This is a genomic window from Pseudomonas sp. MWU15-20650, assembly GCF_023242475.1.
Lineage (GTDB): Bacteria > Pseudomonadota > Gammaproteobacteria > Pseudomonadales > Pseudomonadaceae > Aquipseudomonas.
On sequence record NZ_JALJFG010000033.1, the window covers coordinates 20,490 to 32,498 of the forward strand.

General features: G+C 62.7%; 8 protein-coding genes. 5 read left to right on the top strand and 3 right to left on the bottom strand.

Annotation, left to right across the window (positions count from 1 at the left end; translation table 11 throughout):
• Nucleotides 1–2 precede the first annotated feature (2 nt).
• Together M5B43_RS21275 and M5B43_RS21280 are read left to right on the top strand one after the other, a co-directional pair.
• Nucleotides 3–524 (top strand): DUF3299 domain-containing protein, encoded by a 522-nt coding sequence (locus M5B43_RS21275; protein ID WP_248751956.1) that lies wholly within the window; start codon nucleotides 3–5, stop codon nucleotides 522–524.
• 96 nt (nucleotides 525–620) lie between these two features.
• A complete protein-coding gene (locus tag M5B43_RS21280; RefSeq protein WP_248751957.1) occupies nucleotides 621–1,319 on the top strand; it encodes an OmpW family outer membrane protein in 699 nt (232 codons plus the stop codon).
• A 125-nt stretch (nucleotides 1,320–1,444) separates the two neighbouring features.
• Here the strand turns inward: M5B43_RS21280 and M5B43_RS21285 are convergent, their stop codons facing one another.
• Complete coding sequence (locus M5B43_RS21285) at nucleotides 1,445–2,329, bottom strand: sugar nucleotide-binding protein (protein ID WP_248751958.1); 885 nt, start codon at nucleotides 2,327–2,329, stop codon at nucleotides 1,445–1,447.
• A gap of 166 nt (nucleotides 2,330–2,495) precedes the next feature.
• On the opposite strand from M5B43_RS21285, the gene M5B43_RS21290 reads away from it, so the two are divergent.
• The gene (locus M5B43_RS21290) at nucleotides 2,496–6,743 is read left to right on the top strand and encodes a DEAD/DEAH box helicase (protein WP_248751959.1); all 4,248 of its coding nucleotides are present in this window, start codon (nucleotides 2,496–2,498) and stop codon (nucleotides 6,741–6,743) included.
• Nucleotides 6,744–6,861: 118 nt separating this feature from the next.
• On the opposite strand, the gene M5B43_RS21295 is transcribed toward M5B43_RS21290, so the two are convergent.
• A complete protein-coding gene (locus M5B43_RS21295; protein WP_248751960.1) occupies nucleotides 6,862–8,952 on the bottom strand; it encodes a mechanosensitive ion channel domain-containing protein in 2,091 nt (696 codons plus the stop codon).
• Between the two features lie 176 nt (nucleotides 8,953–9,128).
• Between M5B43_RS21295 and M5B43_RS21300 the strand changes: the two genes are divergently transcribed.
• Complete coding sequence (locus M5B43_RS21300) at nucleotides 9,129–10,331, top strand: MFS transporter (RefSeq protein WP_248751961.1); 1,203 nt, start codon at nucleotides 9,129–9,131, stop codon at nucleotides 10,329–10,331.
• A gap of 33 nt (nucleotides 10,332–10,364) precedes the next feature.
• On the opposite strand, the gene M5B43_RS21305 is transcribed toward M5B43_RS21300, so the two are convergent.
• Nucleotides 10,365–11,336 carry a GlxA family transcriptional regulator gene (locus M5B43_RS21305; RefSeq protein WP_248751962.1) on the bottom strand — a complete coding sequence of 324 codons (972 nt, stop codon included), beginning with the start codon at nucleotides 11,334–11,336 and terminating at the stop codon, nucleotides 10,365–10,367.
• Between the two features lie 96 nt (nucleotides 11,337–11,432).
• Here M5B43_RS21305 and M5B43_RS21310 point away from each other — a divergent pair, with 96 nt between their 5' ends.
• Complete coding sequence (locus M5B43_RS21310) at nucleotides 11,433–11,996, top strand: cysteine hydrolase family protein (RefSeq protein ID WP_248751963.1); 564 nt, start codon at nucleotides 11,433–11,435, stop codon at nucleotides 11,994–11,996.
• Nucleotides 11,997–12,009 lie beyond the last annotated feature (13 nt).

Sequence of the window (12,009 nt, forward strand, 5' to 3'; positions counted from 1 at the left end):
CGATGCGTCGTGCCCTGCTTGCATTATTGTTACTGGTGGTCGTGCCTGCCTGGGCATCCGACGCGCCCAAGGATCTGTCGTGGCAGGAGATGATCCCACCGGACGCGCCGCCGGAACTCCCCAATATGAAGCCGCTGCACGACCTGTCGAACATGGCCGATGCGTTGTCCGTCGAAGCCGCGCCTGCGGCCAAGCAGGACCTGCCCAATGCGCCGGTGGTGCAAAGCCTGGACGGCCAGCACATCCGTTTACCGGGGTATATCGTGCCTTTGGAAGTCAGCGAAGAAGGCCGTACCACCGAGTTCCTGCTGGTGCCGTATTTCGGCGCATGCATCCACGTGCCGCCACCGCCGTCGAACCAGATCGTGCACGTGAAAAGCGAAGTCGGCGTGAAACTCGATGAGTTGTATCAGCCGTACTGGATTGAAGGCTCACTGCAGGTCAAACCATCGTCGAGTGAGCTGGCCGACGCCGGCTACCAGATGGATGCCGAGAAAATCTACGTCTACGAACTGCCGGAATAGCGGGTTATTAGCGTTTCATTGAGCTGAGTCAAAAGCCCAACCGGAACGATCTTTACCATTGGATGTATCTCTTTTCATACATCCTCTGGAGCTCCCATGAACAAGTCCCTGCTCGGCGCGTCCCTTGTCGCGCTCGCCCTCGCCGCCCCGGTCGCCCATGCCCACGAAGCAGGCGACATTCTGGTTCGCGCGGGTGCAATCACCGTGAACCCGAAGGCCGACAGTGGGCACGTGAAGGTTGACCAGGGTCCATTGGCCGGCACCAACCTGGGCGGCAAGGCGACCATGAGCAGCGACACTCAACTGGGCTTGAACTTCGCGTACATGTTCACCAGCCACTGGGGTATCGAACTGCTGGCTGCCACGCCGTTCGAGCACGATGTGAAGCTCAAGAACACCGCCCTTGGCGCCGCCAACGGCAAGCTGGGTTCGCTGAAACACTTGCCGCCGACCTTGAGCGTCGTGTACTACCCGCTGGACAGCAAGTCGGCGTTCCAGCCGTACGTAGGCGCCGGTATCAACTACACCTGGATCTACGACGAGCACGTCGGCGGCCGCGCTCAACAAGCCGGCTTCAGCAACTTCAAGGCCGAGAACTCCTGGGGCTGGGCCGCGCAGATCGGCGCCGACTACATGCTCAACGACAAGTGGATGATCAACGCCCAGGCACGCTACATCGACATCAGTACCAAGGCCACTGTGGACAACAACGCGCTGGGCCAAGGTACGCGCGCCAAGGTCAACGTGGACGTCGACCCGATGGTTTACATGGTGGGTATCGGCTACAAGTTCTAAGCAACACGGCATAACGAATGTGGGAGGGGGCTTGCTCCCGATTGCGGTGAATCAGTCAATGAATCGGTTGACTGACACTCTGCTATCGGGAGCAAGCCCCCTCCCACATTTGGTTTTGTAGGGTGTCAGCTATGGCGGTAGAACCGGTCCAGCAACGCCGGCAGCCCTGCGCGCCACGCCCTGGGTTTGATGCCGAAGGTGTGGAGGATTTTCTTGCAGGCCAACACCGCGTGCTGCGGCTCATCTGCTGCATCCGGCCGGGCGGCGTGGGCCTGGGCGGTCGGTGACTCGATAGCCAGCGCGTGGTAACTGCGCGCTTCGGTGAGGATCGCCTGGCCCAGTGCCAACGGCGTGGTCGCCTCGTGACCGGCGTAGTGGTAAGTACCCCACAGCGGCGCCGCGCAATCCAGCTGTTTGAGCACCGAGATGATCACCCGTGCGGCATCGTCCACCGGCGTCGGGTTACCGCGACGGTCATCAGCCATCAGTAACTCATCCGGTTGCTCGGCACGGGCCAGGAAGCGCCCGAGGGTGCCGTCGACGCTGTCATCCAGCAGCCAGCCAAACCGCAGCAGTACATGCTGCGGGCAGGTGGCCCGCACACTCTGCTCGATACGCCATAACGCCTGGCCACGCAGGCCCAGGGGCACCGGCTCGTCTTTTTCGCTGTAGGCCGTGGCGCGGGAGCCATCGAACACGCGGTAACTGGACGGTTGCAGCAAGGTGATGTTGTGGTGCTGACACAGTTCGGCCAGGCGTTCGACGGCGAACTCCTGTGAAGCCAGACGGGTTTCGCTGACGGTTTCGGCCTGGAACCAGTCGAAATAGTAGGCGAGGTTGATCAACGCATCGGGACGGGTGTCGTCGAGCAATTGGGTGAGGCTCGCGGCATCCCAGCCGTCTTGGGGCGGTTTGGGTGCGAGGAAACCGATATCTTCCTCTGCACCGAGGCGAATCAGCGCCTGCCCGAGGGCATTCCCGCCGCCCAGTAACATAAGGCGCATTCGCATAGATTGAGCAGGCCCGGTCTGTTTGGAACGATGGTTATTATCGGCAGGCGTGTGTGCCTTGCCGTAGGTAGTTGCCAGAATCGTTGCATTTTGCGGGTTTGTAGCGCAACCGTCACTTATAAAGTGCGGGGTTGCAACTTCGACGGACCGGTTGCATATAGAGGCTATGAACCTCCTAGAACCCACGGACAACGTCTTGAACGGCTTTCACCCTGCCGTCAGTGCCTGGTTGCGCAGCACGTTCCCCTCGGTGACCAACGCCCAGGCCCAGGCGTGGCCGTTGATCCGCCAACGCCGTTCGACGCTCATCGCCGCGCCCACCGGGTCCGGCAAGACACTGACGGCCTTTCTCGCAGTGCTCGATGACCTGGTCCACCAGGGCCTGGCCAACGGTGGCGCACTGCCGGACGAGACGCTGGTGGTGTACGTATCGCCGCTCAAGGCACTGTCCAACGATATCCAGATCAACCTGCAAAACCCGCTGGCCGGTATCACCGCGCAGTTGCAAGCGCTTGGCCTGCCGCCGCTGGTGATCCGCACCGCCGTGCGCACGGGCGATACCCCGCAAAAAGACCGCGCCCAGATGCGCAGGCGCGCGCCGCATATCCTGGTGACCACCCCGGAATCGCTCTACGTGTTGCTCGGCTCGGACTCCGGTCGGCAGATGCTCGCCAGCACGCGCACGGTGATCGTCGATGAAATCCACGCCATCGCCGCCAGCAAGCGTGGCAGCCACTTGGCGTTGAGCCTGGAGCGCCTGCAAGGCTTGTGCAGCGAACCGCTGACGCGCATCGGTCTGTCGGCCACGCAAAAACCCATCGAAGCAGTCTCACGCTTTTTGGTTGGCACCGCCCGGGATTGCGCCATCGTCGACATTGGCCACGCCCGCCCTCGCGACCTGGCTATCGAAGTGCCGCCAGTGCCGCTCTCGGCAGTGATGCCCAACGATGTGTGGGAGTTGGTCTATGACCGCCTCGCCACCCTGGCTCGCGAACACCGTACCACGCTGGTGTTCGTCAACACCCGACGCCTGGCCGAACGCCTGGCCCGCCACTTGAGCGAGCGCCTGGGCAGGACCGCCGTGGCCGCCCACCATGGCAGCCTGGCCAAGGAACTGCGCCTGGATGCCGAACAACGGCTCAAGGGCGGCGAGCTGCAAGTGTTGATCGCCACGGCCTCCCTGGAACTGGGGATTGATATCGGCGAGGTCGACCTGGTGTGCCAGATCGGCTCGCCCGGTTCGATCAACGGTTTTCTGCAAAGAGTGGGACGCTCCGGGCACCAGGTCGGCGGTACGCCCAAGGGGCGCCTGTTCGCCACCACCCGCGACGACCTGATCGAATGCGCCGCCCTGCTCGACTGCGTACGCCGTGGCGAACTCGATACGTTGCACATCCCGGTGGCCCCACTGGACGTGCTCGCCCAGCAGATCGTCGCCGAGGTCAGCGCCCGCGAATGGCCGGAGCAAGCGCTGCTGGCGCTCATCCAGCGCGCCGCGCCCTATGCCGCGTTGGATGAACGCCACTACCAGGCGCTGTTGCGCATGCTCACCGAGGGCTACAACAGCCGCCAGGGCATTCGCAGCGCCTACCTGCACCGCGACGCCCTGACTCGTTCCTTACGAGGCCGCCGTGGCGCGAAGCTCTATGCCGTGACCAGCGGCGGCACCCTCCCCGACAACGCCGACTACAGCGTGTTGCTGGAGCCCCAGAACCTGAATATCGGCAGCGTCAACGAAGACTTCGCGGTGGAAAGCATCGCCGGGGACATCTTCCAACTCGGTAATACGTCCTACAGGATTTTGCGGGTTGAAGCTGGCAAAGTGCGGGTCGAAGATGCCCATGGCCAGTCGCCGACCATTCCGTTCTGGCTGGGTGAAGCACCAGGGCGCAGCCAGGAGTTGTCGGCCGCCGTGGCGCGTTTGCAAGGGCAACTGGACACGCTGCTCAGCGCCACGCCCGGGGACCTGCAACCCGCACACGACTGGCTCACCGCGACCCTGGGCCTGAACCGCGCCAGCGCCGAACAGATCCTCGAGTACCTGGCCCGCGCACGCCTGGCCCTCAGCGCGCTGCCGTCCCAGGACACGTTGATCATGGAGCGTTTTTTCGACGCGTCCGGCGGCACCCAACTGATCATCCACACGCCGTTTGGCAGCCGCATCAACCGTGCCTGGGGCCTGGCCCTGCGCAAGCGGTTTTGCCGTACGTTCAACTTCGAGCTGCAAGCGGCGGCCAGCGAGAATGCAATCGTGTTGTCGTTGTCCACCAGCCACAGTTTCGCGCTGGATGAGGTGTGGCGTTACCTCAATAGCCACAGCGCCGAACACATCCTGATCCAGGCCGTGCTGGATGCACCGCTGTTCGGCGTGCGCTGGCGCTGGAACGCCGGCGTGGCCTTGGCCTTGCCGCGCTATATCGGCGGGCGCAAGGTAGCCCCGCAAATCCAGCGCATGAAAAGCGAAGACCTGATCGCCGCGGTCTTTCCCGACCAGATCGCCTGCCTGGAAAACCTCGCCGGCGAGCGCGAGATCCCCGACCACCCGCTGGTAGAACAGACCCTCGATGACTGCCTGCACGAGGCCATGGACAGCGACGCCTGGCTGGCATTGCTGCAGCGCATGGAACGTGGCGAAGTGCGCTTGATCAGCCGCGACCTGCCCGCGCCCTCGCCCATGGCTGCAGAGATTCTCAGCGCACGGCCCTATACCTTTCTCGACGACGCACCGCTGGAAGAGCGACGCACCCAGGCTGTGCTCAACCGACGCTGGAGTGACCCGCAAAGCACCGACGACCTCGGTGCGCTGGACGCCGACGCCATCGCCAGTGTGCGAGAAGAAGCCTGGCCGGCGCCCAATGGCCTGGATGAAATGCATGAGGCGCTGATGAGCCTGGCGTGCATCGCCAGCCGCGAAGTCACCCCGCAATGGGCCCAATGGCTGCAGGCCCTGGCCAAGACTGGACGTGCTTTTGTCCTACGCAACGGCCTGTGGGTGGCCATTGAGCGCTTGAGTTGTGTGCAGGCGATCTATCCCAATGACCTGCCGCTGCTCCCGGGTTTCGATGAGCCTTGGACCGTCGATGACGCACTGGTGGAGCTGCTGCGCGCACGCCTCGGTGGGTTCGGCCCGTTGACACTGACCGAAATCGCCATGCCCTTGGCGTTGCCGGTCACTGCCGTCACCCAGGCACTGGCTCGCCTGGAACATGAAGGTTACGTGCTGCGCGGCCGTTTCAGCCCCGGCGCCACCGAGGAGCAATGGTGCGAACGCCACTTGCTGGCGCGCATTCATCGCTACACGGTCAAGCGCCTGCGCCGGGAAATCGAGCCCGTGGGGTTGCAGGACTTCATGCGCTTTCTGTTCGATTGGCAGCACCTGTCCGAGGGCACGCGCGGCCAGGGCAGTGCCGTGTTGCCGGAGATTGTCAGCCAGTTCGAAGGGTATGCCGCCGCGACCTCAGCCTGGGACAGTGACTTGCTCAGTGCGCGTATCAAGGATTACTCCAGCACGTGGCTCGACGAACTCTGCCGCAGCGGCAAGCTGGTGTGGACACGCCTGAGCAACAAGGCCAGCGCCATTGCGTTGCGCAGTACGCCAGTGGTGTTGCTACCTCGCAGCCAGGTGTCGCTGTGGAGCGGGCTGACGGAGCTGACCGACAGCACCACGTTGTCGCCCAAGGCGCAAAAGGTCCACCTGGCGCTGCGCGAACACGGCGCACTGTTTTTTGATGAGCTGGTGCACGAAGCCCATCTGCTGCGCAGCGAACTGGAAACCGCCTTGCAGGAACTGGTGGGTGCCGGCTTGGTGAATGCCGACAGTTTTGCCGGGCTGCGTGCACTGACCACGCCCGCCAGCAAGCGCCAGGCGCGCAGCAGTCGGCGCGGGCGCGGCGCGTTTGTCGGTGGCATGGATGACGCGGGGCGCTGGGCCTTGGTGCGCCGCTCAGCCACCGCCGCCAGCCCACACTCCGCCGAAACGCTGGAGCATGTGGCGATGACGCTGCTGCGCCGTTATGGCGTGGTGTTCTGGCGATTGCTGGAGCGCGAGGCGGATTGGTTGCCGAGCTGGCGCGAATTGTTGCGCACCTTCCACCGGCTGGAAGCACGCGGGGAAATCCGTGGCGGGCGATTTGTCAGTGGGCTGGCGGGCGAGCAGTTTGCGTTGCCGGAGGCGATTCCCTTGCTGCGCGAAGTCCGGCGGCGCGCCCATGACGGTAGCTTGATTGCCGTGTGCGGGGCTGATCCGCTGAACCTGGTGGGTACGCTGTTGCCGGGTACCAAGGTGCCAGCGGTGAGCGGTAATCGAATGGTGTATCGCGATGGGGTGCCGGCGGCCGTGATGGTCGCGGGCAAGCAGCAGCTGTTGCTGGAGGTGGATCAGCAGGCGGTGCTGGAAAAGTTGATCCGGCGTTGAGCGTGGGGGACTTCAAGGGCCTCATCGGGGGCAAGCCCCCTCCCACATTTGAATGTGTTCGCCAATCTACAGGTGGGAGGGAGCTTGCTCCCGATGGCGTCAGTTCAGGCGCCCTCAATCACTGCGGGCGCGGCTGTTCGGTCAACATCACCGACTCCGGTTCGTCCACCTGCGCCACGCGCTTAGGTAACAGCACCTGCTGTGGATAAGTCTGCGCGAAGTGCACCTCATCGCAGTTATCCACAAGCTTTTTCAGGCGCTGGTTAAATGCACGACTGACTGTATATTGGCCGCCCGACACCGTACGGAACTGCGCGGTGAGCACCACGCCGTTGAGGTCCATCTTGTCGACCCCAAACACCTCCAGCGGCCCTTGCAGGTTGTACTTGAGGAACACGTCATCGCGAATCGACTGGCCGGCCTCGCGGATCAGTTCCACGGCCTTGTCCACGTCGGTGTCGTAGGTGAACTGCACCGAGAAGAACGCATAGGCGAACTGCCGCGATTGGTTGGTGACCGCCTTGATCTGCCCGAACGGTACCGAGTGCACGAAGCCCTTGCCGTCACGCAGGCGCAGGGTGCGGATGGTCAGCCCCTCGACGGTGCCGGCGTGGCCAGAGTCGAGCACCACCCAGTCGCCGATGGACAGCGTGTCTTCGATGATGATGAACAGGCCGGTGATCACGTCCTGCACCAATTGCTGGGAGCCGAAACCGATGGCCAGGCCCACGACCCCGGCGCCCGCCAGCAGCGGCGCAACGTTGATACCCAGATTAGCCATGGTGGTGATCGCACAAATCACCACCAGGATGATCTTCACCGCATTGCGCAACAGTGGCAGGATGGTTTTGACCCGTGTGCTGGGCTGGCGACTGGAGCGCTTATTCGCGGGTGGTTTGAGTGCTTCCTGGATGGCCGTATCGAGCACCACCCAGAACAACCAGGTCACCAGCAGGATCAGGCCGATGCTGCTGAGGGAATCACTGATTGCCCGCCCCACCGAGTTGCGCTGGGCAAACTCGAACAGTGACACGCCCCAGATACGCCCCAGGATTTCGATAAAGGCAACCGCCATGACAATGCGCAACAACGCATGCAGCAGGCTGAGGAAGCGCTCCTTGTAGGCGCTGCTGCGCTGGATCGACACTTGGCTGCGCGACTTGAACAGATGCTGCAACACCGTGCTGAGAAACACCGTGCCGATCAACAAGAGCGTGGTGAGCAGTGCACAGCGCAGGGCCTCTTGGTTGTCATCGCCGGCGCCGATCAGGTTGACCGCCGAGACCAGCACCATCAACAAAATCGGCCAGTACCAGAGCCCGGAAAACACCCGCAGCGATTGCTGCAATGCCGGGTGCTTGAGACGCTGGGACAACGGCCGATTGCGGATCAGATGGGCGACCGGACGCCGCAGGCGAACCACCAGCACGCCAAAAATCACGGCGGCAAATAGCCCGGTAAATACCGCGATGCTGCTGGTGATATTGCCGCCCAGTTGGCGAACGATTTGCGGGCTGGTCAGCGCATCGCTGAGGGCGGCGAGGAAGCCGATCAAGAACAGCGGCTTGGGGCAGTAATTGCGAATGATCTGTACGGCGGGCCGCTTGTGCCCGACGTTGAACATGACAATCACGCACAACAGCATCGACGTAGAAAAGATGCCGCTGCTGGTGGCGTAGGCCAAACACAGCGCCAGCGCGCGGCCGACCGAAGCGGTTAAAAAGTGACTGACATAAAGGGTCAGTGGCAGGCAGACCAGGGCCGGGACCGTGTAGGGCAATACATACCCGAGCAGCCCTTGCAGGCGCTCGCGTCGTTCTACGAAGGAACGTCGGCTCAAGCGCTGCACGCTCAACCGCCCCAATAACGTCAACAGCGCAAAGGCGCCCACCCATACCCCGGACAACAACAGAAAATCACCCGCCACGCTCCACGGCGAACGTTCGGACGTCTGGTCGACCAAGCGCCCGACTTCATCCGCCGCGCGATCGGCGCGCAGGCGCCAGGCATCCACAAGGCCCTGGTTGAGGTCGAGCTTGTCCTGCACGTCATCGATACTGGAACTGATGGCCCCAAGCAGCCCGCCCTCTACCAGTAACTCCGGCTTGGCCGGCGCAGAAGGCGCTGGTGCGGGGGTTGCAGCTTGCAGTGCGCCGTTGCCACCAAGCAGCAGCATGCCGAGCAGTAATGCAGTTTTTAGATTCAGCAAAACAGCGGGCTCCTTCAGCAGGGTCTGTAAGGAACTGACGGATTTGAAACTCGATCGTTCCCCTGCTTTGCCATCTTTGCTCTACAGGCAAATATCAAATGCCGATCCCTGTCTTTTTCCGCACAAGCCAAACCCAGACACTGCACGCCTGATTGAAACCTACTGGAGTTGCAGCCATGCCCATTGCCTTGCTGGCGCTGACCCTCAGCGCCTTTGCCATCGGGACGACCGAGTTCGTCATCGTTGGCCTGTTACCCACCATCGGTGCCGACCTCGGCGTCGACCTGCCGTCTGCCGGCCTGCTGGTCAGCCTCTACGCCCTCGGCGTGGCCATCGGTGCCCCCGTGTTGACCGCCCTCACCGGCAAAGTGCCGCGCAAGCTCCTGCTGCTGTCGTTGATGGTGCTGTTCACCCTTGGCAACCTGTTGGCCTGGCAGGCACCGAGTTACGAATCCCTGGTGTTGGCGCGCATCGTCACCGGCTTGGCCCATGGGGTGTTTTTCTCGATTGGCTCGACCCTCGCAACCAGCCTTGTGCCCAAGGAAAAAGCCGCCAGCGCGATCGCGATCATGTTTACCGGCTTGACGGTCGCACTGGTGACGGGCGTGCCGCTGGGGACGTTTATCGGCCAGCATTTCGGCTGGCGCGAAACCTTCCTCGCCGTTTCGGCCCTGGGTGTGATCGCGTTCATCGGAAGCCTGATCTACGTACCGAACACCATCGCCCACAGCAAACCCGCCTCGCTGCTGCAACAACTGCAGGTGCTCAAGCAACCTCGGCTGTTGCTGGTGTACGCCATGACGGCGATCGGCTATGGCGGCTCGTTTATCGCGTTTACGTTTCTGGCGCCGATCCTTCAGGACATCTCAGGTTTCAGCGCCAGCACCGTAAGCCTGGTGTTGCTGGTGTACGGCATCTCGGTGGCGGCCGGGAACATCTGGGGCGGCAAGCTGGCTGATCAGCGTGGCCCGATCAGCGCGTTGAAAATCATCTTCACCTTGCTTGCCGTCGTGCTGTTTATCCTGACATTAACCGCCAGTAACCCATGGCTGGCCCTGGCCACCGTGCTGGTGTGGGGCGCGGTCGCCTTCGGCAACGTGCCCGGCCTGCAAGTGTATGTGGTGCGCCAGGCGGAACATCACACGCCAAATGCGGTGGACGTGGCCTCAGGGCTGAACATTGCCGCGTTCAACCTGGGAATCGCCGGTGGTGCCTGGGCCGGTGGTTTGATCGTGGCTCACATGGGCTTGATCCACACGGCATGGATCGGCGGCCTGGTGGTGTTGGTGGCGCTGGCGCTGACCGCTTGGAGTGGTCGCCTGGATCGCCTTGGCCCGGTGTATGCCGAGAGCACAACACGGGCGGTTGCGGGGCACTGACCCGCCAGAAAGTGCCCCCCTGTTCCATAAGGCTCACACACCAAAGCGGCTACGGTAATCGCTTGGGGTGAGGCCGGTGATTTTCTTGAAGGTGGCGCGAAAGGCACTCGGGTCCTGATAGCCCACGGTCCAGGCAATATGGTCGATGGTGCCGTTAGTAAACTCGAGCATCTGCCGCGCCTTGCCAACGCGTAAGTGCTGGCAATACTCGGTAGGTTTCAAGCCTGTGGCGTTGCGAAAGCGCCGCAGGAATGTGCGCTCTTCCAGACCCGCCTTGTGTGCCATCACGGCGACGGACACCTCCACCGCGCCATTGGCTTGCAACCAATGCTGAACCTTGAGAATCGAGCCGTCACCGTGCCCCAGAATCGGCGCAAAGTTGCTGCCACATTGGCTGGCGCTGTCGCTGTGCTCAATCACCAGGAAACGCGCAGTGTCGGCGGCAATACTCGGCCCCATCAGCCGGTCGACCAGGCGCAGCCCCAGCTCGGACCAGGCCATCAGCCCGGCACTGGTAATCAGGTCGCCGTCATCGACAATGGGTTTATTCGCCTCCAGGCGCACGGCCGGGTAACGGGCAGCGAATGATTGAGCTGAGGACCAATGAGTGGTGGCGCTGCGTCCGTCCAGCAACCCACTGCGCGCCAGCATGATCGAGCCAACACACACACCGCCGAGCACCGTACCCGCCGCGTGCTGCCGACGAATCCACTCCAGCAGTGCAGGCGGCGCTTGTTGTTCCGTGAACTCACCAATCGACGGCGGTACCAGCACGGCCATCAACGGTTGTTCCGGGCCGGGGTCGCTGTCGAATACCCGCGCCGGCGTGCCAGCAGCATCCACCTGCCAATGGCTGATCCGCAGCAGCGGCAATTGCGCGGATGCATGCTCGGCGGCGATCCGGTTGGCCACCCCGAACAGATCAGTCAAACCGTGCACCGCTGCCAGTTGTGCGCCCTGGTAGATCAATACCCCCAGCTCGACGGTCGAGCGTTGCAACGCCATTGTCAGTTTTCCCCCGGTTATTGTCGGTGCAGCCAATCCTCGGACCGGCCGTCAGCTAACATACTGAGCCCATCAACCCATCACGAGGCAACCCCCATGGCCAAGCAAGCGCTCATCCTAATCGATATCCAGAACGACTACTTCCCCCAAGGCAAGTGGCCGCTTGACGGCGTAGACGCCGCGGCGGACAAGGCAGCGCAGGTGCTTCAGGCTTTTCGACAGGCGGGCGATGCGGTGATTCATGTGCGCCATGAGTTCGCTGACGAAAACGCGCCATTCTTCACACCGGGTTCCGCAGGCGCGCAGTTGCATGCCAAGGTGCTGAACGAGGGCAGTGAGCCAGTAGTCCTCAAGCACTTCGTGAATGCGTTTCGCCAGACCAACCTGCGTACATTGCTGGAGCAACGCAGCATTACCGATGTGGTCGTGGTCGGCAGCATGAGCCATATGTGCATTGACGCCGTGGTACGGGCGGCAGCGGACCTGGGCTACAAGGTCACGGTGATTCATGACGCATGCGCCACCCGCGACCTGGAATTCAATGGGCAGGTGATTCCGGCGGCGCAGGTGCACGGGGCCTACATGGCATCCCTGGCATTTGGGTATGCGGGCGTGGTGTCGGCGGATGAATACTTGCAGGCTCAAGCGGCGGCGGCATGACCGCCACTTGTGT

Coding starts and splice junctions, on each gene's coding strand:
- M5B43_RS21275 (WP_248751956.1), top strand. CDS start 3: ATGCGTCGTGCCCTGCTTGCATTATTGTTACTGGTGGTCGTGCCTGCC.
- M5B43_RS21280 (WP_248751957.1), top strand. CDS start 621: ATGAACAAGTCCCTGCTCGGCGCGTCCCTTGTCGCGCTCGCCCTCGCC.
- M5B43_RS21285 (WP_248751958.1), bottom strand. CDS start 2,329: ATGCGAATGCGCCTTATGTTACTGGGCGGCGGGAATGCCCTCGGGCAG.
- M5B43_RS21290 (WP_248751959.1), top strand. CDS start 2,496: ATGAACCTCCTAGAACCCACGGACAACGTCTTGAACGGCTTTCACCCT.
- M5B43_RS21300 (WP_248751961.1), top strand. CDS start 9,129: ATGCCCATTGCCTTGCTGGCGCTGACCCTCAGCGCCTTTGCCATCGGG.
- M5B43_RS21305 (WP_248751962.1), bottom strand. CDS start 11,336: ATGGCGTTGCAACGCTCGACCGTCGAGCTGGGGGTATTGATCTACCAG.
- M5B43_RS21310 (WP_248751963.1), top strand. CDS start 11,433: ATGGCCAAGCAAGCGCTCATCCTAATCGATATCCAGAACGACTACTTC.